The sequence below is a fragment of the Janthinobacterium sp. GL_088 genome (assembly GCF_057837845.1).
The window spans coordinates 3,751,292-3,773,742 of sequence record NZ_CM174453.1; the positions used below are offsets into that span (position 1 = coordinate 3,751,292).

General features: G+C 60.4%; 24 protein-coding genes. 18 read left to right on the top strand and 6 right to left on the bottom strand.

Annotated elements, in window-relative coordinates; genetic code table 11:
• Positions 1-36 precede the first annotated feature (36 nt).
• From AC3IQ7_RS16845 to AC3IQ7_RS16875, 7 genes are all read left to right on the top strand, one after another.
• Entirely contained in the window at positions 37-1,515 is a 1,479-nt protein-coding gene (locus AC3IQ7_RS16845) for a protein adenylyltransferase SelO (RefSeq protein WP_489206734.1), read from the top strand.
• Positions 1,516-1,524: 9 nt separating this feature from the next.
• A complete protein-coding gene (gene msrB / locus AC3IQ7_RS16850; RefSeq protein WP_489206735.1) occupies positions 1,525-1,926 on the top strand; it encodes a peptide-methionine (R)-S-oxide reductase MsrB in 402 nt (133 codons plus the stop codon).
• 75 nt (positions 1,927-2,001) lie between these two features.
• Entirely contained in the window at positions 2,002-2,631 is a 630-nt protein-coding gene (locus AC3IQ7_RS16855) for a septation protein A (protein WP_046682773.1), read from the top strand.
• A complete protein-coding gene (locus AC3IQ7_RS16860) occupies positions 2,628-2,930 on the top strand; it encodes a BolA family protein (protein WP_233516066.1) in 303 nt (100 codons plus the stop codon). Before AC3IQ7_RS16855 ends, AC3IQ7_RS16860 begins: the two co-directional genes overlap by 4 nt.
• An 84-nt stretch (positions 2,931-3,014) precedes the next feature.
• Positions 3,015-3,794 carry a peptidylprolyl isomerase gene (locus tag AC3IQ7_RS16865; RefSeq protein ID WP_322428667.1) on the top strand — a complete coding sequence of 260 codons (780 nt, stop codon included), beginning with the start codon at positions 3,015-3,017 and terminating at the stop codon, positions 3,792-3,794.
• Between the two features lie 116 nt (positions 3,795-3,910).
• Complete coding sequence (locus tag AC3IQ7_RS16870; RefSeq protein ID WP_099377211.1) at positions 3,911-4,687, top strand: peptidylprolyl isomerase; 777 nt, start codon at positions 3,911-3,913, stop codon at positions 4,685-4,687.
• Between the two features lie 58 nt (positions 4,688-4,745).
• Positions 4,746-5,426: a DNA alkylation repair protein gene (locus AC3IQ7_RS16875; protein ID WP_489206736.1), complete on the top strand. Its 681-nt coding sequence runs from the start codon at positions 4,746-4,748 to the stop codon at positions 5,424-5,426.
• Between the two features lie 31 nt (positions 5,427-5,457).
• Here AC3IQ7_RS16875 and AC3IQ7_RS16880 read toward each other — a convergent pair whose 3' ends face one another.
• Positions 5,458-6,351, bottom strand: coding sequence for a GNAT family N-acetyltransferase (locus tag AC3IQ7_RS16880; RefSeq protein ID WP_489206737.1), 894 nt, complete (start codon positions 6,349-6,351; stop codon positions 5,458-5,460).
• A gap of 165 nt (positions 6,352-6,516) precedes the next feature.
• Between AC3IQ7_RS16880 and ypfJ the strand changes: the two genes are divergently transcribed.
• Entirely contained in the window at positions 6,517-7,410 is an 894-nt protein-coding gene (gene ypfJ / locus AC3IQ7_RS16885; protein ID WP_099377214.1) for a KPN_02809 family neutral zinc metallopeptidase, read from the top strand.
• A gap of 45 nt (positions 7,411-7,455) precedes the next feature.
• Here the strand turns inward: ypfJ and AC3IQ7_RS16890 are convergent, their stop codons facing one another.
• From AC3IQ7_RS16890 to AC3IQ7_RS16905, 4 genes are all read right to left on the bottom strand, one after another.
• Positions 7,456-8,220 carry a substrate-binding periplasmic protein gene (locus tag AC3IQ7_RS16890; RefSeq protein WP_489206738.1) on the bottom strand — a complete coding sequence of 255 codons (765 nt, stop codon included), beginning with the start codon at positions 8,218-8,220 and terminating at the stop codon, positions 7,456-7,458.
• Positions 8,220-9,086, bottom strand: coding sequence for a carboxylating nicotinate-nucleotide diphosphorylase (nadC, locus tag AC3IQ7_RS16895; protein ID WP_489206739.1), 867 nt, complete (start codon positions 9,084-9,086; stop codon positions 8,220-8,222). The genes AC3IQ7_RS16890 and nadC overlap by 1 nt, the downstream gene beginning before the upstream one ends.
• Positions 9,083-10,216 (bottom strand): quinolinate synthase NadA, encoded by a 1,134-nt coding sequence (nadA, locus tag AC3IQ7_RS16900; RefSeq protein WP_099377557.1) that lies wholly within the window; start codon positions 10,214-10,216, stop codon positions 9,083-9,085. The genes nadC and nadA overlap by 4 nt, the downstream gene beginning before the upstream one ends.
• 237 nt (positions 10,217-10,453) lie before the next feature.
• Positions 10,454-12,052, bottom strand: coding sequence for an ABC-F family ATPase (locus tag AC3IQ7_RS16905; protein WP_489206740.1), 1,599 nt, complete (start codon positions 12,050-12,052; stop codon positions 10,454-10,456).
• A gap of 318 nt (positions 12,053-12,370) precedes the next feature.
• Here AC3IQ7_RS16905 and AC3IQ7_RS16910 point away from each other — a divergent pair, with 318 nt between their 5' ends.
• The 4 genes from AC3IQ7_RS16910 (at position 12,371) to AC3IQ7_RS16925 (ending at position 15,775) form a co-directional block, all read left to right on the top strand.
• Positions 12,371-13,753, top strand: coding sequence for a TraB/GumN family protein (locus AC3IQ7_RS16910; protein WP_099377218.1), 1,383 nt, complete (start codon positions 12,371-12,373; stop codon positions 13,751-13,753).
• A 294-nt stretch (positions 13,754-14,047) separates the two neighbouring features.
• Positions 14,048-14,596, top strand: a complete 549-nt coding sequence (locus tag AC3IQ7_RS16915) for a DUF2939 domain-containing protein (protein ID WP_099377219.1) — start codon at positions 14,048-14,050, stop codon at positions 14,594-14,596.
• Positions 14,597-14,608: 12 nt separating this feature from the next.
• A complete protein-coding gene (locus AC3IQ7_RS16920; RefSeq protein WP_489206741.1) occupies positions 14,609-15,265 on the top strand; it encodes a hypothetical protein in 657 nt (218 codons plus the stop codon).
• 63 nt (positions 15,266-15,328) lie between these two features.
• Entirely contained in the window at positions 15,329-15,775 is a 447-nt protein-coding gene (locus AC3IQ7_RS16925; RefSeq protein WP_489206742.1) for a GNAT family N-acetyltransferase, read from the top strand.
• A 70-nt stretch (positions 15,776-15,845) separates the two neighbouring features.
• On the opposite strand, the gene AC3IQ7_RS16930 is transcribed toward AC3IQ7_RS16925, so the two are convergent.
• Entirely contained in the window at positions 15,846-16,538 is a 693-nt protein-coding gene (locus AC3IQ7_RS16930) for a DUF3334 family protein (protein WP_034784631.1), read from the bottom strand.
• A 417-nt stretch (positions 16,539-16,955) separates the two neighbouring features.
• On the opposite strand from AC3IQ7_RS16930, the gene AC3IQ7_RS16935 reads away from it, so the two are divergent.
• The 6 genes from AC3IQ7_RS16935 to AC3IQ7_RS16960 all read left to right on the top strand — a co-directional run bounded on the left by AC3IQ7_RS16935 (position 16,956) and on the right by AC3IQ7_RS16960 (position 22,406).
• A complete protein-coding gene (locus AC3IQ7_RS16935) occupies positions 16,956-18,620 on the top strand; it encodes a DUF6138 family protein (RefSeq protein WP_489206743.1) in 1,665 nt (554 codons plus the stop codon).
• A 103-nt stretch (positions 18,621-18,723) separates the two neighbouring features.
• Positions 18,724-19,413 (top strand): hypothetical protein, encoded by a 690-nt coding sequence (locus AC3IQ7_RS16940; RefSeq protein ID WP_099377223.1) that lies wholly within the window; start codon positions 18,724-18,726, stop codon positions 19,411-19,413.
• A 25-nt stretch (positions 19,414-19,438) separates the two neighbouring features.
• On the top strand, positions 19,439-19,765 hold the full coding sequence (locus AC3IQ7_RS16945) for a hypothetical protein (RefSeq protein WP_489206744.1): 327 nt from the start codon (positions 19,439-19,441) through the stop codon (positions 19,763-19,765).
• 104 nt (positions 19,766-19,869) lie between these two features.
• A complete protein-coding gene (locus tag AC3IQ7_RS16950) occupies positions 19,870-20,511 on the top strand; it encodes a hypothetical protein (RefSeq protein WP_489206745.1) in 642 nt (213 codons plus the stop codon).
• 36 nt (positions 20,512-20,547) lie between these two features.
• On the top strand, positions 20,548-21,456 hold the full coding sequence (locus AC3IQ7_RS16955; RefSeq protein ID WP_489206746.1) for an alpha/beta hydrolase: 909 nt from the start codon (positions 20,548-20,550) through the stop codon (positions 21,454-21,456).
• A gap of 95 nt (positions 21,457-21,551) precedes the next feature.
• Complete coding sequence (locus tag AC3IQ7_RS16960) at positions 21,552-22,406, top strand: undecaprenyl-diphosphate phosphatase (RefSeq protein WP_489206747.1); 855 nt, start codon at positions 21,552-21,554, stop codon at positions 22,404-22,406.
• Positions 22,407-22,451 lie beyond the last annotated feature (45 nt).

The window sequence follows — 22,451 nt, forward strand, 5'->3', positions numbered from 1 at the left end:
CCTTCCAGGCTGGCGCACCGTGCCGCTACATCTTATTTGAATGGAATTGCCATTACCGCTCATACCTTACCACTGGATAACGCCTTTGCGGCCTTGCCGCACGCGTTCTACACGCGCTTGATGCCCACGCCCCTGCCCGCCCCGTATTTCGTGGCCGCCAGCGCGCCAGCCGCTAGCCTGATCGGCCTCGACGCCGCGCGCCTGGCCGAGTCCGCTTACGTGGAACTGCTGAGCGGCAATGTGGTTGCCGAGCGCTCGCTGCCCCTGTCGGCCGTGTATTCGGGCCACCAGTTCGGCGTCTGGGCCGGCCAGCTGGGCGATGGCCGCGCCATCCTGCTGGGCGATATCGCCACAGAAACCGGTCCGATGGAGCTGCAGCTGAAAGGCGCCGGTGCCACGCCGTATTCGCGCATGGGCGACGGACGCGCCGTGCTGCGCTCGTCCATCCGCGAATTCCTGTGCTCGGAAGCCATGGCGGCGCTGGGCATTCCCACCTCGCGCGCGCTGTCCATCATGGGTTCGCAGCAAGGCATCATGCGTGAAACTGTCGAGACTGCCGCCGTCGTCACGCGCATGGCGCCCAGTTTTGTGCGCTTCGGCTCGTTCGAACACTGGTTTTACCGCAAGCAGCCGGACGAGCTGAAAATCCTTGCCGATTACGTCATCGACAGTTTTTATCCCCATTTGCGCGTTGCATCAAATCCATATCAAGCCTTGCTGGCCGAAGTATGCGTGCGCACAGCGCACATGATTGCGCACTGGCAAGCCGTGGGCTTCATGCATGGCGTCATGAACACGGACAATATGTCGATCCTGGGCCTGACGCTCGATTACGGCCCCTTCGGCTTCATGGAAGCGTTTGATGCCGAGCACATCTGCAACCATACTGACCAGCAGGGCCGCTATTCCTACGCCAACCAGCCGCAGGTGGGCCACTGGAACTGCTATGCGCTGGGCCAGGCCCTGCTGCCGCTGATCGGCGAAGTGGAACTGGCGCAGGCTGCGCTGGACAGCTACCAGCCGGCCTTTGCGGAGAAGATGAATGCCTTGCTGCGCGCCAAGCTGGGCTTGCGCTCGGCGCAAGACGACGATACGGCGCTGTTCGACAGCATGTTTGCGCTGATGCAAGCCAATCACGTGGATTTCACGAACTTCTTCCGCGCTCTTGCGACTCTGCAAGTGGCGGCCCCCGAGCACGACACGGTGCTGCGCGACCTGTTCATCGACCGCCCCGCCTTCGATACCTGGGCCGCGACTTACCGCGCGCGCCTGTTGCAAGAGCACAGCGTCGATGCCGAACGGCAAACAGCGATGAACCTGGTCAACCCGAAATACGTGCTGCGCAACTACCTGGCGCAAGTGGCCATCGAAAAAGCCCAGCAGCACGATTACACGGAAGTGGCGAAATTGCTGGAAATACTGCAAAAGCCATTTGACGAACAGCCCGAACACCAGCACTATGCGGCCCTGCCGCCCGACTGGGCCAGCCACCTTGAAGTCAGTTGCTCATCCTGAGGAGTCATTATGACCACGAATAAAGTCAAAAAAACCGACGCCGAATGGCGCGCCATGCTCGACTCGATGCAATACGAAGTCACGCGCCACGCAGCCACGGAACGCGCGTTCACGGGCAAGTTCTGGGACCACCATGAACATGGCATCTATACCTGCGTCTGCTGCAACACACCCCTGTTTGCCTCGGATACGAAGTTCGATTCCGGCTGCGGCTGGCCCAGCTATTTCCAGGCCCTCGCCCCGGCCAACGTGACGGAGATCGTCGACCGCAGCCACGGCATGCTGCGCACGGAAATCGTCTGCGCCGTCTGCGACGCCCACCTGGGCCACGTCTTCCCGGACGGCCCGCCACCGACCGGCTTGCGCTACTGCATCAATTCGGCCTCCTTGCGCTTCGATCCGCAGCCTTGATGCTGGCAATGGCTTGGGCCTTGCTCCTAAGCCATTCCTAAGATGATTCTAATAAGACCAGTGTAAAGTCTCGCCATGAAATTTCTATTCGACCTATTCCCCCTGATCGCCTTCTTCGCCGCCTTCAAACTGGGCGGCATGTATGAAGCGGCCACGCACGATTTCGTGCAGCAATATTTGTCCGGCTTCGTGTCTGGCGGCCTGATCAAAGCCGACCAGGCGCCGTGGATACTCGCCACCCTCGTCGGCATCGTCGCGACGGCTTGCCAGGTCAGCTATCTGCTGCTGCGCGGACGCAAGGTGGACGGCATGCTGTGGCTGTCGCTGTTCATCTTTGTCGTGTTCGGCGGCGCCAGCATTTACCTGCATGACGATTTCTTCCTGAAATGGAAGCCGACCCTGATCTACTGGCTGTCCGGCCTCGCCCTCCTGATCGCCCACGTGGGTTTCAAGAAAAACCTGATCCGCAAGACCATGGAAGCGCAGGTGCAATTGCCTGATGCCGTATGGAACCAGTTGCTGGCCGCATGGATCATTTTCTTTGGCGCCATCGGCGCACTGAACCTGTTCGTCGCCTTCGTGCTGTACAAGGGCGACATGGCTGCCTGGGTCAGCTTCAAGGCGTTTGGCGCGACGGGCATCTTCTTTGCCTTCATCGTGGCGCAAACCCTGTTCCTGGCCAAACATATCAAGGAAGACGCATGATGAGCACCACCACCGAAAACACCGCGCCGGAAACGCGCATGCAGCGTATTCGTACCCGCCTGGAAACGGCACTTTCCCCTCTGGAATGCGTGCTGGAAGACGACTCGGCGCGCCACCGGGGCCATGCCGGCGCAGCCTCCGGCGGAGGCCATTACAATCTACGCATTATTTCTAATCAATTTGAGGGGCTCAGGCTCGTCATGCGCCATCGACTGGTGTATGATTCCGTGCACGATATGATGCATAATGAGATACATGCATTGGCGATTGTGGCCCTGGCGCCGTCCGAAGTAGTGTAAGGATGGCGTTTTGGCGTACCCGAGCCATGTTATCAATTTCTTTCCATGCGTTTTTTACGAAACTTTCCCTAACAGGATTTAATAATGACTTTTAAGCCAGCCCGCTTGCTGATCGCACTACTCGCCGTTGTCGCGGTACCTGTTTTTGCGCAAAATGTTGCCGTTGTTAATGGCAAGCCTATCCCATCGTCGCGCGTTGATGCAGTCGTCAAGCAAGTCGTCGCCCAAGGCCAGCAACCGGATTCGCCGCAACTGCGCGAAATGATCAAGAAGGACTTGATCGGCCGTGAAGTGCTGATGCAAGAAGCGGAAAACAAAGGTTTCGGTAAAGATGCAGCCGTCAAGCAGCAAATCGAGAACGCACGCCAGGCCATCGTCATCAACGCCCTGGTCGGCGACTACCTGAAAAAGAACCCTGTCAACGACGCTGAAATCAAGGCGGAATACGACCGCTTCGTGGCCCAGACCGGCGACAAGGAATACCACGTGCGCCACATCCTGGTCGGCACCGAAGCGGAAGCGAAAGACATCATCGCCAAGCTGAAAGGTGGCGCCAAGTTCGAAGACCTGGCCAAGCAATCGAAAGATGCCGGTTCGGCCGACAATGGCGGCGACCTGGACTGGGCAGCGCCATCGTCCTTCCCGAAAGTCTTCTCCGACGCCTTCGTGAAACTGCAAAAAGGCCAGGTCACCGACACCCCGGTGCAAACGCCTAACGGTTTCCACGTGATCAAGCTGGACGACACCCGCGCGGCAAAACTGCCGACCCTGGAAGAAGTCAAGCCACAGATCGCCGAAGCGCTGCAGCAAAAGAAACTGCAAGCGTATCAGGAAGAAATGATCAAAAAAGCAAAAGTTCAGTAAGAACTGACCTCCCCGGCGCCCTTTTCGGCGCCGGTCGTGTATTCTGCGCCTGAATGCGCACTGCACGGCAGTCGCGATCTTTTGTATCGGTTTTTGTATACTTATTAGGAATGAACATGATTTTGAAGCCAGCCCGCCTGATCTTAGCCCTGGTCGCCGTTGTAGCGATCCCTGCGTTCGCGCAAAACGTGGCCACCGTGAATGGCAAGGCCATCCCGTCGTCGCGCGTCGACCAGGTCGTCAAGCAAGTCGTCGCCCAAGGCAAACAAGCGGATTCGCCGCAACTGCGCGAAGCCATCAAGAAAGACCTGATCGGCCGTGAAGTGCTGATCCAGGAAGCCGACAAGCAAGGCTACGGCACGCGTCCGGAAGTCAAGTCGCAGATCGACAATGCCCGTCAAAGCATCATCATCAACGCCCTGCTGGCCGACTACGTCAAGAAAAACCCCGTCAAGGACGCTGAAATCAAGGCCGAATACGACAAGTTCAAGGCGCAAGCGGGCGACAAGGAATACCATGCACGCCACATCCTGGTGGCCACCGAAGCGGAAGCGAAAGACATCATCGCCAAGCTGAAAGGCGGCGCCAAGTTCGAAGAACTGGCGAAAGTATCGAAAGACGGTTCCGCAGCCAATGGCGGCGACCTGGACTGGGCTAGCCCAGCTTCGTACGTCAAGCCATTCTCCGACGCCATGGTCGCCCTGAAACCAGGCCAGGTCACGCAAACGCCAGTGCAATCGCAATTCGGCTTCCACGTGATCAAGCTGGAAGAAACCCGTCCGACGAAGTTGCCGGCACTGGAAGAAGTCAAGGGCCAGGTATCCGAATCGCTGCAACAGAAGAAACTCGCCGCTTACCGCGACGAGCTGATGAAGAAGGCAAAAATCCAGTAATATCGGATGAAGATGAAAAGGCGCTCCACGGAGCGCCTTTTTTACGCCTGGAGATACCATGAATCTACATCAAGAATTAAAAATCGCGCTGGAAGCGGTTGCCGAACCGGGCCGTGCGGGGCCCATGCAAGCCTACATGCGCGGCCAGTTTGTGTTCCTGGGCGTGGCAGCGCCGCAGCGGCGGCTGGCCGCCAGGGGCTTGCTGGCGGGCCTGAAGGGCGTCGATGCCGGGACCTTGCTGCAACATGCGCAACGGCTGTGGCAGCAGCCGCAGCGCGAATACCAGCACGTGGCGCTCGACATGCTGGCCCTGCACCGGCGGCAACTGGACGTCTGCCACCTCCCCGCCCTGCTGGCACTGGCGCGCCAAAGGGCCTGGTGGGACAGCGTGGATGGCATGGCGGGCATCATCGGCGAGGTGCTGCAGGCGGCGCACCAGCGCGGCGGCGACGGCCATGCGCACATGGCGGGCGCCTTGCGGCATGACGATTTCTGGCTGCGCCGCATCGCCATGCTGCACCAGTTGGGCTGGCGCGCCGACACGGATGCCGGCTGGCTATTTGACGCGGCCCTCGCGCTGGCGCATGAAGACGAGTTTTTCATCCGCAAGGCCATCGGCTGGGCCTTGCGCGATTACGCCCGCCACGCGCCCGAAGCCGTGACGGTATTTGCCAACGCACACCGCCAGCAACTATCGGCGCTCAGCTACCGCGAAGCGCTGAAGCACCAGCCGCGCTGAACGCCGGCCCACCGAGCTTCACAACCGAGATTCACAGCCGCTTGTACATGCGCGCCAGCGGCAGTTTGATGTCGTCGGGCAAGTCCAGATGAAACTCTTCCGTCACGGCAAAGCCGCTGGCCAGGTACAGCGGCACGCCGGGCAAGGTGGCGGCCAGTTCCAGGGCGGTAAAACCGGCGGCCAGGGCCTGCCGTTCGCAATGGCGCATCAGCATGCTGCCCAGTCCCTGGCGCGCGGCCGCAGGCTCCACAAAGAAGGCGCGGATGCGGCCCGGCTGGCTGGCCGGATCGAGCAGCGGGTCCGGCCCGCTCTTGGCGCGGTCGGCGCCATACAGGGTGGCGCGCTGGCTCCAGCCGCCGCAAGCCAGCATGGCGCCATCGCGTTCGATGACGAAATACGTCCGGTCGGCAACGAGTTGCGTATCGACGCCGAACACGTGGCGCGTCACGGCCTCGGCCTGTTCCTGCGTATAAAACCCTGCGCTCAGTTCCACGCCGGAACGGGCGATCAGCGCATTCATGGCAGGCACATCAGCCGGCAGCGCCACGCGCAAGCGCGTCAACGCGCCAAAGCTGAACCAGGCACGGCGGATGCGGCCCTGCTCCACTTCATACGTCGCCACCAGTTCCTGTGCCGACACGCCATCGTCCGTGTCGCCATGGACGATTTCATGGTCGATCACCAGCTTGCCGCAGGCTATGCGCTTGAGCAACTGCGCCCGCGGCCGGCTGGAGGCAAAGCGGGCCGTGAAACGGGGGCCGATCTGCGCGCCGCCCGTGGCCAGCAAGGTGTCGGGGTGCTGGAATTGCTGTGCGTCATCGGCATAGATGGCCAGCAAGGCTGGCACGTCGTGTGCGTTATAGGCGTCCAGTTGTGCCTGGACCACCGCCGTTGGCGAAATGAGTGTATCGTTGGCAAGCGCCATGCGTGCACCTGTTGTGATGTGGTTGGAAAGTTGCAAAGCGTAACACTGTCGCTCCTGTCGCGGCGCGGTTTGCTGCGATAATTGTAAGATTCATTATAAGATTCACCGCAAGAGACATCTTGCGGCGTCACCAATCAATCGCAAATCGCAGCAGGAGTAGATATCATGAAATGGGAAGGCAATCGCGAAAGCGACAATGTGGAAGATCGCCGTGGCGAAGACGGCGGTGGGAGCGGCGGTGGCGGCGGCTTTGGTTTCGGCGGGCGCTCGATCGGCATCGGCACCATCGTCATCGCCCTCGTCGGCTCGTATGTGCTGGGCGTCAATCCCTTGACTTTGCTCAACCTGCTCAGCGGCGGTGGCGGCCAGATCAGCACCCAGCAAAGCCAGGCGCCGGCGCGCCAGCCACCCGAATCGGACGACATGGCCCGCTTCGTGAAGACCGTGCTGGCCGATACGGAAGACACGTGGGGCGCCCTGTTCAAGGCCGAAGGCGGCAGCTACGTGAAACCCAAGCTGGTACTGTTTTCCGGCAGCACGCCGACGGCTTGCGGCACGGGCCAGAGCGCCAGCGGGCCGTTCTACTGCCCCGGCGACCAGAAAGTCTATCTGGACCTCGACTTCTTCAACCTGATGCAGCAGCGCTTCAAGGTCTCGGGCGAATTTGCCGAAGCCTACGTGATCGCGCATGAAGTGGGTCACCACGTGCAGAACCTGATGGGCTTGTCCGAAAAGGTCGACAAGGCGCGCCGCACGCAATCGGAGCGCCAGGCCAACGCCATGTCCGTGCGCCTGGAATTGCAGGCCGACTGCTTTGCCGGCGTGTGGGCATATCACGCGAACGCCGACCGCAAGATCCTGGAACAGGGCGACGTGGAAGCGGCCCTGAAAGCGGCCACGGCCATCGGCGACGATGCGCTGCAGCGCCAGTCGCAAGGCCATGTCGTGCCGGATTCGTTTACGCACGGCACCTCGGAACAGCGCGTACGCTGGTTTACCAAGGGCATCGAAAGCGGCCAGATTGCCCAGTGCAATACGTTCGAAGCGCGCCAGTTGTAAATGAATCCACGCATGCCGCCCCGCGCGGGCCGGCATGCGCATCCATCAGGGCACGCTGACGTCGTAGCGCTTGCCCAGTCTTTTCAGCTCGCCCGTCTCGATCAGGTTATTCAGTTCCTGGTCGAACTGCAGGCGCAGCTTGTCGAAAGCGGGCGAGCGGGGGAAGGCGAAATAGCCGTTTTGTATTTCGATGACTTTGGGCAAGGGCTTCACCTGGCGGCCGTAGCCCAGGCGGGCAATGACGGGGTCGGTATTGCGGCGGTTGCTGACAAACACGTCGACGTGGTTGTGCACCAGCATCTTCAAGCCATTTTCCACATTGTTGGCCACGCTGACCTGCAAGCCGGGCCGCACGCGCTCCCAGTCCGCGCCATAGGCCCAGCCGTTGAGCAGCACCACCCGGCGGCTCTTCAGCACCGCGTAGTCACCATCCCAGCCGAAGCTGGCGTCCTGGCGCGTATAGAAGACCATCTGGTCCTGGTAGAACGGCTTGTCGGAAAACGCCATGCTGGCAATGCGCTCGGGCGTCTTGTAGGGGCCGATCAGGATATCGGCCTGGCCCTGCACCAGCATGGCTTGCGCGCGCGCCCATGGCACCATGCGAAAACGCACGGTATTGCCCGTGCGCGCCGCCATCAGCCGCAGCAGTTCCGCGCCCAGGCCGCCATATTCACCGCTGTTTTGATACTCGAACACGCGCTCGAACTGCGCGCCCACGGCCAGCAGTTCCCGCGCTGGCGCCTGCGATGGTACAAGCAGCGCAGACCACAGCAGCGCCAGGGCCAGCAGGCGCCGCCCTGCTCTGCTCATCAGCCGACGATGCGCAAGGAGTAATCGGTGGCCCGCACATCCTTGGTCAGGCTGCCGATCGAGATGCGGTCCACGCCCGTTTCGGCAATGGCGCGCACGGTGTCGACATTGATGCCGCCGGACGCTTCCAGCAAGGCGCGGCCTTTGGTAACGGCCACGGCCTCGCGCATCATGTCGTTGCTGAAGTTATCGAGCAAGACGGAGACGGCGCCCGCATCCAGCGCTTCCTGCAATTGCACCAGGGTTTCCACCTCGATTTGCACGGGCACGCCCGCGTCGAGGTTGCGTGCGTTTTCCAGGGCCTGGCTGACGCCGCCCGCGGCCGCGATGTGGTTTTCCTTGATCAGGATGCCGTCATACAGGGCCAGGCGCTGGTTCTTGCCGCCACCCACGCGCACCGCATACTTTTGTGCCAGGCGCAGGCCAGGCAAGGTCTTGCGCGTATCTAAAATGGACGCCTTGGTGCCGGCGACCACATCGACATACTGGCGCGTGGCCGTGGCGACCGCCGACAGCAGTTGCAGGAAATTGAGGGCGCTGCGCTCGGCCGTGAGCAAGGCGCGCGCCGGCGCCTCGATCGTGCAAACGACGCTGTCGGCCGCCATCATGTCGCCTTCGGCGTAATGCCAGGCAATATCGATGCTGCGGTCCAGGCTTTTCATGATGCCTTCGAACCACGGCGCGCCGCACAGCACGGCCGCTTCGCGCACGATGACACGGGCCGTGACGATATGGTCAGGCGGCACCAGCTCGCCCGTCAGGTCGCATTGACCCACGTCTTCCAGCAAGGCGGCCAGCAAATTACCTTCGAACGCACGCGCCAGGGCCGGATCGAAAGGAGCGAAAGAATTAACGAGGGTACTCATGCTGGACCGATTCCTTGGAACAATGTGGTTTCTTTTGCCAGATCCGCGCCCGGCTTGAGGCCTGCCTTCTTGGCGGCGGCGAAGTCGAGCATGCGATTGATCGAGCGCACGGCCAGCTGGCCGACGGCGGGATCGACGTGGATTTCGTTGTGCATGTTTTCCAGCGTTTCCGCCAGGTTCAGCAAACCGTTCATGGCCATCCACGGGCAGTGCGCGCAACTCTTGCAGGTGGCGCTGTTGCCGGCCGTGGGCGCTTCGATGAAACGCTTGCCTGGCGCGGCCGCACGCATCTTGTGCAGGATGCCGTTGTCGGTGGCGACAATGAACGTGTCCGTGTCCATGGTTTGCGCTGCCGCAATCATTTGCGACGTGGAACCCACCATGTCGGCCAGCGCCACCACATTCGCGGGCGACTCCGGATGCACGAGCACCTTCGCTTGCGGATACTCTTCCTTGAGCAGGTCGAGTTCGATGCCCTTGAATTCGTCATGCACGAGACAGGAGCCCTGCCACAGCAGCATGTCGGCGCCCGTTTCCTTCTGAATATACCCGCCCAGGTGCTTGTCCGGTGCCCACAGGATTTTCTTGCCCTGCGCATGCAAATGGGCCACGATATCGAGGCCGATGGACGAGGTCACCATCCAGTCCGCGCGCGCTTTGACGGCCGCGCTGGTGTTGGCGTAGACGACAACCGTGCGGTCAGGGTGGGCGTCGCAGAAGGCCGTGAATTCATCCACCGGGCAGCCGAGGTCGAGCGAACAGGTCGCGTCGAGGTCGGGCATCAACACGGTTTTCTCGGGACTGAGGATCTTTGCCGTTTCGCCCATGAAGCGCACGCCGGCCACGACCAGGGTCTTGGCCGGATGGTCGCGCCCGAAGCGGGCCATTTCCAGGGAATCGGAGACGCAGCCGCCCGTGGCTTCCGCCAGGTCTTGCAGATCAGCATCAACGTAGTAGTGGGCAACGAGCACGGCTTCGCGCTCGATCAGCAGGCGCTTGATGCGCGTGATCAGTTCGGCTTTTTCAGCCGGGGAAGGCGTCGCTGGCGTGCGTGCCCAGGCGTGGGCAGTGCAGCTGGCTCCGTCTTGTGGATGTTCGTACTCGACGGATTTGATGGCTAAAGTTTGCATGGCTGTGTCAAACAAAAACGGGATAGACCGGCACGATTGCAATAAAGCAGGTGCGCCGGAACGAAAGGACCGCGGCGCGTCGGTGTGGGTGGTACCAGAGTACCCCACCGGCTTTCCAAACGCCTGATAAAACCGTAGCGAGCGGCAGCGATTTGTGGCCGAGAAGCGCAACCGTACAAAAGTACGGTGAGCATCACAGGCCGCAAAGCGCGACGCGCAGTAGGTTTGATCAGGTGTTTAATCAATACCTTGGCTTCTGAGGTAATCCTCGTAGTTGCCGCGGTAATCGACCACTTCATCTTCCTTGATCTCGATGATGCGGTTCGCCAGCGAGGAGACGAATTCGCGGTCATGCGACACGAAGATCAGGGTGCCCGCATATTTTTCCAGCGCGATGTTCAGCGATTCGATCGATTCCATGTCCATGTGGTTGGTCGGCTCATCGAGCATCAGCACGTTGTGGCGGCCCAGCATCAGCTTGCCGTACATCATGCGGCCTTTTTCACCACCGGACAGTACTTTCACGGCCTTTTTCACATCGTCGCCGCCGAACAGCAAGCGGCCCAGGATGGAGCGCACGGCCTGGTCGTCGTCGCCCTCTTTCGTCCATTGGCCGATCCAGTCGGTCAGGTTCGTGTCCTTGGCGAAATCTTCCGTCGGATCTTGCGGCATGTAGCCAACATTGGCATTTTCCGCCCACTTCACGCGGCCCTGGTCGGGCTGCAAGCCGGCAATCTCGCCCGCGATGCAGCGCAACATGGTGGTCTTGCCGGCGCCGTTGGCGCCGATGATGGCGATGCGCTCGCCTGCCTCGACCATGATGCTGAAGTTCTTGAACAGCTGGCGGTCAAAGCCTTTCGAGATGTTCTCGACTTCCACGGCCAGGCGGTGCAATTTCTTCTCGCCGTCGAAACGCACGAACGGATAGGCGCGCGACGATGGCTTGATGTCGTCGACCTTGATCTTTTCGATCTGCTTGGCGCGCGACGTGGCCTGGCGGGCCTTCGACTTGTTCGCGGCGAAGCGGCGCACGAATTCCTGCAGCTCGGCAACCTTGTCTTTCGCTTTCGCGTTGTTGGCCAGTTGCTGGTTGCGCGCCTGGGTCGAGGCGAACATGTATTCGTCGTAGTTGCCTGGGTAAATCTTCAGGGTGCCGTAGTCCATGTCGGCCACGTGGGTGCAGACCTGGTTCAGGAAGTGGCGATCATGGGAAATGATGATCATGGTGGAGTTGCGCTCGTTGAGCACGTCTTCCAGCCAGCGAATCGTGTTGATGTCCAGGTTATTCGTCGGCTCGTCGAGCAGCAGGATGTCCGGGTTCGAGAACAGCGCCTGCGCCAGCAGCACGCGCAGCTTCCAGCCTGGCGAGACATTGCTCATCGGGCCTTGATGCAGGTCGATGGCGACACCGGCACCCAGCAGCAGTTCGCCGGCGCGCGATTCAGCCGTGTAGCCGTCGTATTCGGAGACTTTGCCTTCCAGATCGGCCGCCTGCATGTAGTCGTCGTCCGTCGCTTCCGGGTTCGCGTAGATCGCGTCGCGTTGCTGGATGGCGGCCCACATTTCCGTGTGGCCCATCATGACGACGTCGAGGACGCGCATGTCTTCAAACGCAAACTGATCCTGGCGCAGCTTGCCCAGGCGCTCGTTGGTATCGAGCATGACATTGCCGCCCGACGGATCCAGATCGCCGCCCAGGATCTTCATGAACGTCGACTTGCCGCAGCCGTTCGCGCCGATCAAACCGTAGCGGTTGCCGTCGCCGAACTTGACGGAGATATTCTCAAACAATGGCTTGGCGCCAAACTGCATCGTAATATTTGCTGTAGAAAGCATTAGTGAGGTCTTTATCCAGTGAAAACAGGTAGTTAGGTACTTTTCTCCCATTATACAGCAACCACCATGAACCACTATCCTGGTGGGCTGCCTGAGCCGGCCGTTTTCACCGCTCAGGTCCGCGGGTTTCTGGCAGTTGGCCAGTTTCAGCAGCTTGGGGCCGGGCTTGGCCCGCTTGTTGCGCTTTACTGCGGTCATAGTGTTGCCTTGATGGCGGCAGCGCCGTGCTAATGACCGATTACAGAAAATCATTAATACCGCCTGTATCCGGATAGTTGTCGCGCCCCCTGATTTACCGTAGGATTGCCGAGTTTCTCCATGCCGCAATATATAAAATTTATAAGAGGAAGTATCCTTCAAGGTCAACTGGAGGCGTTAAATCCTGCTACCAAATACACCGCGACTGAAATCGCCGACCAGAACACCCTTTTGAGAAAAATAATGCGAAAACCTCATTCCTTGATTATTTTTAGCATATTGGCCAGCTTGGCCATACCTGTATTGTCGGCGGATACGCCGCTATCTTTGCCAGACCGCCTGGCCGCCCTTCGCACGACTATCGCAATCGATCATGGAAAGATGGTTGGTACCGGCGCGGCAACATTGATAAACGCGGGCCTGGAAAGCCAATTCGTCCTCATCGGCGAAGACCATGGCATTGCAGAAATTGCGCATTTTTCGGCGGCGTATTTTGAAGAATTGGCAAATCAAGGATTTACGACGCTTATTATCGAAAACGGGCCGACGGTTGCTGATGCTTTGGAAAAAACATTGAAAGCCGATACTGGCGTCGCTGGCATAGCAGCATTTAATAAGGCATATCCGGTCGCTACTGCTTTTTACAAGTGGCAAGCTGAGGCGCAATTCCTGGCCCGTATCGCCAAAGCTGCCGGACCATCGTTCCATTTAGTGGGAATGGATCAGGAGCTCATGGGCGCTTCGAAATATTTGCTCGACCAAATGGCTGAACAACCGCTTGGTCCTTTGGCGAAATCAAAAGTCGAGGCCTTCCGCAAGCTTGAAAGCGACGACTATCGCCGAGCATCGGAGAGCGGAGACCCGCGTGAGCTTTTCATGGTAAAAATCAAAGAAGAAGAATTAGTCGCATTACAGAAGCTGCTCACGACACCCAAGGAAATGCCCGCCTTGGCGATGTTGAATTCATTGCTTGAAAGCCGCAGCATATACACCAAAAACATGACGCCGGGACAAGGATATTCGTCGAATATACAGCGTGCCAGGCTGATGAAGCAGTATGTGACCAGCCATTTGACGCTTGCGCCTGCACAGCGCATGTTGCTGAAAGCCGGTGCAGTGCATGTATTCCGAGGCTATAACCCGCTTGGTGCCGGTAGCCGTGAGATCGGCAATTATCTGGCTGAATATGCGGAAGGCCACGGACAAAAATCGCTGCATGTGTTGGTGCTGGCATCCAAAGGCAAGCAGGCGCAATTTGCCGGCATTGGGCGCGCGTCGGCCATCACAGAAATCGAAAAAGTCGATACCAAGTCCTCCATGGCTGGCGTATTACCCTTCTTTGCCGCGGCGAAAGAGCATAAGGACTGGTCATTGTTCGACGTGCGCCCCTTGCTGGGATCGGCCAAATCCCTGGCGAATGGAGACAGCAGTGTCCAAGGCATGATTCAGGGCTACGATTTTGTACTGGTCATTCCCGAGGGGAACGCAACGTCGGACCTGTGAAATATCGCCATAGGTCCTCCACTGCAGCGCGGCACTATCGCGCTGCAGGCGTGCTCCGGTTCGGCTCCCTGGAACGCAAGTCCCGCTACGGCACAAAGTATGTCGTCCCGTTCCAACCTCCGTTTTTTCGGCAAGGCATCGACGCAGCAATCCACATCGGTGCCTGCCCCTGAAAATTATCCATGCATCATGATTGCCTTGTCCGTATTTAGCAGTTAGGCTGCGTGCTCGCCCGCCACCAGGCATTGGTATTGTGCGGGCGCATCCCAACCCTACCGGACTCACAGGCATCACTTGAAAAAAACTACCATTGCCGCCGCTGCGGCCATCATTGCCCTCGCCGCCACCGTCTACGCTTCGCCGTACTACGCCTTGCACCAGATCAAGACCGCGCTGGCCGAGCGCAACGCCGAAGCCCTGGCCGCACACGTGGACTTCCCCGCCCTGCGCGCCAGCGTCAAGACGCAGCTGGAAGCCAGCATGGCGCGCAGCATCGAAGCGACAGCCGGCAGCGGCAACCCGCTGGCCGCGCTGGGCCAGTCGATCGCCAGCGCTATGCTGGGCAAGATGGTCGACACCATGGTCTCGCCCGCAGGTGTCGTCGCGCTGGTGAACAAGAGCGCCGTCAGCCCGCAAGCGAATGCGAACGCGGACGCGGACGCGCCCGCCGATGGCGCGCAGAAAAAGGCCGAGTATTCGGCAGGCTATGCCGGCGTGAACACCTTTGTCGTGCGTGCAAAAGACGGTAATGCGCAGGACGGCGCGCTGGTCCTGCTGCGCCATGGCGTGTGGGGCTGGAAACTCAGTTCGATCGAGATTGCGTCGGCGATGGCCGCACGTTAACCGGGAAATTTCATGCTGAAACACACGGCCTTTTCGCTGGCCATGGCCATTGCCAGCGCCACATCACTCGCCCACGCCCTCGATGGCACAGCCGGGAGCAGCCACTCTGTCGCCGCGCGCATGCAGGCGGAAACGTCCGCGGCCGCCGATCCCGACGCCCCCGCGCCGCTGCCCGTGCCCAGCGACATTTCGCTGGCTGAACTGGAGCGCCGCCTGGCGCTGGGGCAGGCGCAGGCCGCTGAAAAACACTATACCAGCGCGCTCGATCCGGCCGTGCTGAGCACCCTGGCGCAGCAGATGGGGTGCCACGATATCGTCGGCATGCAGCCGTTCGGTTTCCCGCTGGAACCAGCGCAAGCGACTGTCCTGAGCGGCGCGCACCTGCTGGCCCGCTGCCCGGACAGGGCCTATGTGACGATCACGGCCATGTCGATGGCCGGCAAGGCGGGCAAGCGCGCCAGCATTTCGCCGCAGTCGTTCAAGCACACGGTCGATGGCAGGCCGGCGCGGCGCCTGTATTACAAGGCACCCAACGGACGCCAGAAGGAATCGCTGACCATCGTCGATGGCAGCTATGCGTATGCGCTCGAGTACTGGTCGCTCGATGACAGCCAGCAAAGCGGCATGGTCGGCATGCGTAGGATGGAAACATTGATATTGCCGCAATAAGACAGACAAAAACAGGTAAAATACTGTATATTCATACAGTTATTTACTCTCACCCTGCCGAGCATGCCAACACACACGCCCATCGACTTATCCTACACCATCTGCGTCAGCGCCACGATCGACGCAGAGGCCGAACAAACCATCCTCGAAGGCTTGAACGCCTATAACGATGCCATCACCGGCTATAGCGACAGACAGGTATTGAGCGTGGTCGTGCGCGACCGCGACAGCCAGCGGGTGCTGGGCGGTGCCATGGGCCGGACTTCGCTGGGCCTGCTGTTTCTCGATTTGTTTTATTTGCCCGCCGCCTTGCGGGGGCTGGGACTGGGCAGCCAGATACTGGCGCAGTTCGAAGAGGAAGGACGCCGGCGCGGCTGCGCTTCGGCGGTACTGTACACCATCAGTTTCCAGGCGCCCGAATTTTACGAACGGCGCGGCTGGCGCCGCTTCGGCGACATCGCCTGCAGCCCGGAAGGCACGAGCCGGGTATTCATGAGCAAGGCCTTGTAGGCATATAAACGACAATGGCTGACGGCAAACCTGCCACCAGCCACTATCAAGCACGGTCAACAACCGCTGCTTACATGCCCAGCGACTTGAGCAGGTCGGCGTTGTCGTCGTCTTCCGGTTCCGCTGCAGGCGCCGGAGCGGCGTCGCGTTCGCGGTTCGCGAATTCGCCATCCATCAGCGAGTCGGCGTCGACTTCGCGCGAATCGAAATCGTGCAGCTTGATGAACTCGGTACGGTCGATCGCCAGTTCCAGATAGAAAATATTGTTCTTTTCCGTATAGAACGTGACGCGGCGCATTTCCGGGCGGTCCAGCGGCGTGTCGACGCTGAGCATCACCTGCTTGTTCAGCACCAACATCTTTGGCTGGCTCTGGGTGATGTTCGTTTGCAGCTCGCGCCGCACCTTGCCCGTGAAGTCGCCCACGATCTGGTTCATCAGCTCGCCCATGATGTTCGACACTTCGTCCGACGTGTAGAAACTGGCCAGCTCCGACTTCGGCATGCCCATGTGCAACATGTAGCGCTCGTAGATTTCCATCGCCGTATCGGCGGCAAAATTGAGCACCACCAGGCCTGTGAAACCACCATCGAACATGACGAAACAGCCGATGTCCGGCTTCAAGCCCGTCTTGGTGATGCGCTGCACCATGCCCGAATAATTGACTTTACTTTGCGTTGCAACGTTGAGCACCCGAACTACCGAGTTGCACAAACTCATCAACAAATCTTCTGTACCGTACACAACATCCTTTTCTGCATCCATGAGCAACCTCTCCTACTATTTTAAAGATGACAGCACTGTTCCCTGCCCGCCGCGAGCCGAAACTTGACCGTTTCGCTCAGCAAGCGGACGACTTCACCTTTGCATGCCTGACCTTGCGTGGCGCCGCGCGCCGCGTTGCCGCTGGCCCGAACCGCCCTCTTACCTTTTTCTGTATAGAAATAAGTATCATGCGCAGAATACCCAGATGTAACATTTCCGTCCAGCCATACCTGCATTTACTTGACGATCTGTGCGGAAATACCAATACATTGCAAGGCAACATTATGCGGAAGATAAGCCTGTAGAAAGAATCAGCCTGGCACGCCTGAAACCATGGCGAAAGGCAGCATCACTTATACTGCCTCCGCGGGACGCAACGGCGCCGCCAGGACAACAACTACCGAAAGGCATGAGAGGATGAGCACACTGCAAGAACAGGCAACGGCGGAAATGATGGCGGCCGTGGAAGCGTGGTTTGTCGAACGCCTGAAGCGCACCGATCTGGAAAGCGCCGTGAATCGGACCACCCTGCAGATGGGCATCTTTAATGATTTCTTGCTCGACTACAAACCCGGCCGCACCACGGCCGACGATTTCCAGCTGGCCGATGCCGAGGAATTCGCACCGAGGACGCCATCGCGCCTGGACGAAGCCGTCGTGCGCGACAGCATCGCACCCCAGTTGCTTGCCATGGTGCAAGCGAAGCTGGAGACACTGGCCGACACCCCCCTGATCGACTACCGCTTCAGCTTTCGCGGCAAATTCCAGACGGCACAGGGCATGCTGCACCTGAACCTGCTCGATTATGTCAACGAAGGCAAACGCACAACCTTGCTCGAGCGCATACACAGCTACGTCACGCAAAAACTCGAGCACGGCAACCGGCCGACGAAAAAGCTGGAAACCTTCTTCCTCGCGCGCCACCTGCTCGATCCCCAGCTGTTTCCGCAGCCCGATATCGCCCGGACGATCGCGCTATTCGAGCGCATCGAACAACTGAACAAGTCGCGCCCGCAAGCGCTGGCCGAACATCGCAGCGACATCATCCAGGCCGTGACGGCCTGGGCGGAAAAGCAGTTCCTGCCGCAGTTCTATGACGTGCAGAAATCAAGCTACCGCAGCGCGGAATACAGCTTGAAAGCGGGCGCGGCGCCAGACGCGCAGGCGCTGGAGCCAATCGACCTGCTGCTATATGGCGCCGTGATGATATTGCGCCACGAACCGAGCTACGCCAAATCGACAGGCCTGAAATTCCTGGAAATCGCCCGCGAACTGGGCAGCGAACGGGCCGTGCGCATGCTCAAGGAAGGCAGCGGCACTTTCGCGCCAGACGCCATCCACCTGAAAAATGCCCAGCTGGAATGCCGCGCCAATGATGTGTTTGCCACCATCACCATTGTCATCGCCCGGGAAGAAGAAGGCGCGTATGCGCAGGCGCTGGCGTTCATCACGCATTTGCTGAACAACGGTTTCCCGAAAAGCTACCAGATCAAGCTCAAGTCCAGGGTCAAGGAATATCTTCCCCTGAAAGGCCTGGCCAGGTCAGACACGCACCGCTTCTTTGCCAACGCCCTCGCCTGGCCCGCCTTGCAGCCGCAGCTGGAAGCGTATGCGCGCGCCGCCATCGAGCAATTCGAATTTTATGCCGATACGGAAGGCGAAAAGAACTGCATGCCAGGCAGCTACGCCACGTTTGGCCTGGGCCTGCTCGACGCTCGCTATTTCCCCCTGGTGCAGCACTACATGACCAACGTCGACGAGGAGCACCAGTCCGTGCAGGATCAGTTCACGGCCGCCTTTGCTGAAAAGCATGGCGTCACGCCAGACTCCGTTCCCGTGCTGGCGGCCTGCCTGCGCGCGTGCACGGATAACGCAAAGGTAAAAATCCAGGCGGAACTGGAGGACGTGGAGAAACTGGAACTGTTCTGCCAGCAACTACAAGGACTGGAAGGCTATCTGGTCGAGCACATGCTGTATCCCGTCTGGGGCAAGCTGGAAAAACTGGCGACCCTGGCGCGCAAGGCGCAAGGCCGGCGCAAGGAGCTGCTGCTGGCTTTGCTTGAAGCGGCCAGCAAGGCGTAGGCCTAATGTGCGCAACGTTATGACTTTCACCATATATAATGCGGGCGCCAAAATTGCCGTAAAGCATCTTTTGGCGCCTGACATTGAATCGTGGAGAAAATACATGCATCAAACACAACAAACATCGCGCACCTTCTTGCTGGCAGCAAGCTTTGCCGCCACCGTGGCGCTGGCCCAGCCCGCCTTCGCCGCCGACACCGCCGTGGAACTGGCGCCCGTCGACGTGGCCAATCTGTACATCAAGACCATCATCAACCAGGATGAAGCCAGCGTCGCCAAGCTCAACGCCTATCTGCGCCCCACGCGCCTGGCGGGCCACCAGAGCGCCGAATACGCGTCGTACAGCGGCTTGAAGGAAGCGGATGCCAAATTCCCAACGGAAACGGGCAAACTGATCGCTGACCTGTTCCCCGCGACCATGCGCGCGGCACTGACGCCGGCCGCCGAACAGCTGGCGGCAAACGTCATTGCCGCCAAGAATGGCGCCGCGTGCCAGGCCACCAAGGCTGACCCGGTAACGGTGGAAAACGGCATACAAACGGCTGCCGTCAGCTTCGAATGCCAGGTCGTCAAGGTAGCGGTGGCCTGGGCGCCTGCGGCCCAGCAACTGGCGAAGAGCGGCTGCAAGGTCGAGCAATGCAAGGCGGGTCTGCAAAAGATCGCCGCGACCTACACGAGCTCGCCGAAGCAGACCTGGCGCGCCGTGTTTGCCGTCAGCCGTGAAAAGAACTCGGAAGCCTGGCGTAACGATTTCGCGCGTGAAACCTTCGATGAAATCTGGGAATACCTGTAATCCGGGTCCCGTTTACAATGGTCGGATGGATAAATTGACACCGGTGCAACAGCCCGCAGGCCTGGCCTTGCTGCACCTGCTCGCCCCCGAGCATGTGGAGGTCACGCTGGGCGCGCAAGTGCTGGCGCAGGACTTGCGCGCCCTGCACGGCAAACAATTGCTGGCGCTGCTGCGCCGGCTGCGCGCTGCCCAGTCCAACCAGCAGCACTATGCGGGCGCCAGCGTCGAGCAGGCCGAACAGCTGTTCGGCGCCGCCATCGCCGCCGTCAAGGGGGAGCTGGCCACGCGCCCGCACATTCCCAATAAACAGGAAGCGAAGGCCTTGCGCCAGGCGGCGGCAAAGAAGCGCTAATCGAGACGCAAGCCGGCCGCCAGCGAGGCCGTTTCGTGTGGGCGAGCTCGCCGGCCCCCTCCTATAATCGGAGGCTCTATTGTTTCCGCTACAGAAAGTTCCCCATGTCCACACAATTTTCCCGCCATGTATTCGGCTGCGCCATCCTTGCGTTCTCCACTCTGGCGAGCGCGCAGGCGGCCAGCCCCCAGCACATCGGCCCCATCGATGCGCGCGCCGTGTGGCAGGAACGCTCGCTGTCGGCTTGCCGCAGCGAACAATCGCCCACGGCGCCCGACGTCTGCCTGCTGCGCACCATGCAGCGCTCGGGCGCCAGCCCGCAAGCCATCGCCGCGGCCAAAATGCTGGTGAAGGCAAACAAGGCCGGCTTCATCTCCGCCTGGCGGCCGCTGGGCAAGGCGGCCCTGGCCACCGTTACCTATCCGTTCCGCGCCAACACGAATGAAGGCACCTTGCTGATCGGCAGCGATGGTGCCGCCATCGACGTCGACGAGGGCTCCGTGGGCGAGGAAGACCGCGCCACGCCGGCCTGGCGCGCGTTTGCCGCTGTCCATCCAGACTCTGTCCCGTTTGCGCCCGCCGACTTCGTGGGCAGCACGGCGACCAGCGATGGCGGTCAGAGCGTGCTGTTTTCCACGCCCCTGATCACCTGCCACGCCTGCGCCGAGGATGGCGCCCTGCTCGTCGCCTACACGATCGACAAGGCGGGTATCGTGCGCGAGCGGAAACTCTTGACGATCAAGTAATGCTGCACCAAAGATAAGATAGAATTGCCCGATGGCATGTCCATACACGTGCATGCCATCGATCCGACTTACTTATCACGGGAAAACATGCGCCACTCTTGCTTTGCACTGCACCTCGCCGCCGCCCTGCTGCTGTCCAGCCCCTTCCACCACATCGCCATTGCAGCACCCGCCGCCAGCGCGGCCACGCCGCTCGTCATCGGTGAAAGTTTCAGCATCGATTCGCAGGCACTGCAGGAAAAGCGCCACATCAATGTCTATATGGCGCGCGCCTGGGATACGCCGCCCGACGCGCCGCTGCCCGTGCTGTACATGCCGGACGGCGGCGTGGCGGAAGACTTTTTGCACGTGGCCGGCTTGCTGCAAGTGTCGGTAGCGAATGGCACGATGCGTCCCTTCATGCTGGTCGGCATGCAAAACACGCAGCGCCGGCGCGACTTGACGGGCCCGACGGAGAGCGCGGAAGACCGCAAGATTGCCCCCGTCGTGGGCGGCGCGTCCGCCTACCGGGCCTTCATCCGCGACGAGCTGATGCCAGAGGTGCGGCGCCGTTACCGCACGACGGGCGAGACGGCCATCGTCGGCGAATCGCTGGCCGGCCTGTTCGTAGTGGAAACATACCTGCTGGAACCGCAGCTGTTCGACCATTACCTGGCCTTCGATCCCAGCCTGTGGTGGAACCACGGCGCACTGCCGCGCCAGGCGGCAACCCTGCTCGCGCAAGGCGCGGCAGGCAAGCACAGCCTGTACCTGGCGTCCAGCAGCGAGTCAGGCATCGCCATCGAAGTGCAGCGCCTGTCGGAGGTGCTGCGAAAGCAGGCGCCGCCCGGCTTGCAATGGCATGTGGAAAAAATGCCGGAAGAAACCCACGGCACGATCTATCACCCGGCAGCACTGAAGGCGTTCCGCAGCGTCTTCAAGCCGCAGGCGCCGGCTGGGCAATAAAACATGGACAAACTGTAATCTGGCGAGGGTCGTAGCCGCAGGATCGGGCGGGTAAAATCGGCGGCCCTGCTTTTCCCGCCCGAGTCCAGATAATCATGAGTTTTTTGCAATTATTTATTCTTTCCATCGTCCAGGGCTTCGCCGAGCTGCTGCCCGTGTCCAGCTCCGCCCACGTCATCATGGCGGAAAAGCTGATGGGCCTGGACCCGACCTCGCCAGAGCTGACCATGCTGCTGGTGATGCTGCACACAGGCACCATGTTTGCCGTCATCGTGTATTTCTGGAAATCCTGGCGCGCCACGTATTTCAGCTCGGCCAGCGCCTTTCGCAGCAATGTGCTGTTGCTCGTGGCCGCCACTGCCCTGACGGGCATCGTCGGCTTCGGCTTGCTGAAAGGCATTACGCACGTCATGAGCAAGGATGCGCCCGGCTTTGAAATCGAGCACCTGTTCGGCAACGCGAAGCTGATGGCCGCCGCGCTGGCCGCCGCAGGCGTGCTGATCATTGTGTCGTCGCGCCTGCAAGCGCGCCAGCATGGCACCTTGTCCATCGGCAAGGCGATGGTGATCGGCGCCGTGCAAGGCCTGTGCCTGCCTTTCCGCGGCTTTTCACGCTCGGGCGCCACCATTTCCGCCGGCATCGCCATGGGCGTGCCGCAACGCCGCGCCGAGGAATTCAGCTTTGCCCTGGCCGTCGTGCTGACCCCGGCCGTGCTGGTCAAGGAAGGCTGGCGCTTTTACCAGGCCGTGGCAAATGGCAGCCTGGACCATCTGGAACACGGCAACAGCCTGCTGCACCTGCTCGGCCCAAGCCTGCTGGGCATGCTGCTGTCCTTCCTGGCAGGCTTGCTGGCCCTGCGCTGGCTGTCGCGCTGGCTGGAACAGGGCCGCTGGCATTTCTTTGGCGCATATTGCCTGCTGGCCTCCTTGGTGGTGCTGTACGTAGGGTAAAATCGCCGGGTTTGCGTCAAACGCCTATCAAACCTGCTGCGCGTC

Coding starts and splice junctions, on each gene's coding strand:
- msrB (WP_489206735.1), top strand. CDS start 1,525: ATGACCACGAATAAAGTCAAAAAAACCGACGCCGAATGGCGCGCCATG.
- AC3IQ7_RS16855 (WP_046682773.1), top strand. CDS start 2,002: ATGAAATTTCTATTCGACCTATTCCCCCTGATCGCCTTCTTCGCCGCC.
- AC3IQ7_RS16860 (WP_233516066.1), top strand. CDS start 2,628: ATGATGAGCACCACCACCGAAAACACCGCGCCGGAAACGCGCATGCAG.
- AC3IQ7_RS16865 (WP_322428667.1), top strand. CDS start 3,015: ATGACTTTTAAGCCAGCCCGCTTGCTGATCGCACTACTCGCCGTTGTC.
- AC3IQ7_RS16870 (WP_099377211.1), top strand. CDS start 3,911: ATGATTTTGAAGCCAGCCCGCCTGATCTTAGCCCTGGTCGCCGTTGTA.
- AC3IQ7_RS16875 (WP_489206736.1), top strand. CDS start 4,746: ATGAATCTACATCAAGAATTAAAAATCGCGCTGGAAGCGGTTGCCGAA.
- AC3IQ7_RS16880 (WP_489206737.1), bottom strand. CDS start 6,351: ATGGCGCTTGCCAACGATACACTCATTTCGCCAACGGCGGTGGTCCAG.
- ypfJ (WP_099377214.1), top strand. CDS start 6,517: ATGAAATGGGAAGGCAATCGCGAAAGCGACAATGTGGAAGATCGCCGT.
- AC3IQ7_RS16890 (WP_489206738.1), bottom strand. CDS start 8,220: ATGAGCAGAGCAGGGCGGCGCCTGCTGGCCCTGGCGCTGCTGTGGTCT.
- nadC (WP_489206739.1), bottom strand. CDS start 9,086: ATGAGTACCCTCGTTAATTCTTTCGCTCCTTTCGATCCGGCCCTGGCG.
- nadA (WP_099377557.1), bottom strand. CDS start 10,216: ATGCAAACTTTAGCCATCAAATCCGTCGAGTACGAACATCCACAAGAC.
- AC3IQ7_RS16905 (WP_489206740.1), bottom strand. CDS start 12,052: ATGCTTTCTACAGCAAATATTACGATGCAGTTTGGCGCCAAGCCATTG.
- AC3IQ7_RS16910 (WP_099377218.1), top strand. CDS start 12,371: ATGCCGCAATATATAAAATTTATAAGAGGAAGTATCCTTCAAGGTCAA.
- AC3IQ7_RS16920 (WP_489206741.1), top strand. CDS start 14,609: ATGCTGAAACACACGGCCTTTTCGCTGGCCATGGCCATTGCCAGCGCC.
- AC3IQ7_RS16925 (WP_489206742.1), top strand. CDS start 15,329: ATGCCAACACACACGCCCATCGACTTATCCTACACCATCTGCGTCAGC.
- AC3IQ7_RS16930 (WP_034784631.1), bottom strand. CDS start 16,538: ATGGATGCAGAAAAGGATGTTGTGTACGGTACAGAAGATTTGTTGATG.
- AC3IQ7_RS16935 (WP_489206743.1), top strand. CDS start 16,956: ATGAGCACACTGCAAGAACAGGCAACGGCGGAAATGATGGCGGCCGTG.
- AC3IQ7_RS16940 (WP_099377223.1), top strand. CDS start 18,724: ATGCATCAAACACAACAAACATCGCGCACCTTCTTGCTGGCAGCAAGC.
- AC3IQ7_RS16945 (WP_489206744.1), top strand. CDS start 19,439: ATGGATAAATTGACACCGGTGCAACAGCCCGCAGGCCTGGCCTTGCTG.
- AC3IQ7_RS16950 (WP_489206745.1), top strand. CDS start 19,870: ATGTCCACACAATTTTCCCGCCATGTATTCGGCTGCGCCATCCTTGCG.
- AC3IQ7_RS16955 (WP_489206746.1), top strand. CDS start 20,548: ATGTCCATACACGTGCATGCCATCGATCCGACTTACTTATCACGGGAA.
- AC3IQ7_RS16960 (WP_489206747.1), top strand. CDS start 21,552: ATGAGTTTTTTGCAATTATTTATTCTTTCCATCGTCCAGGGCTTCGCC.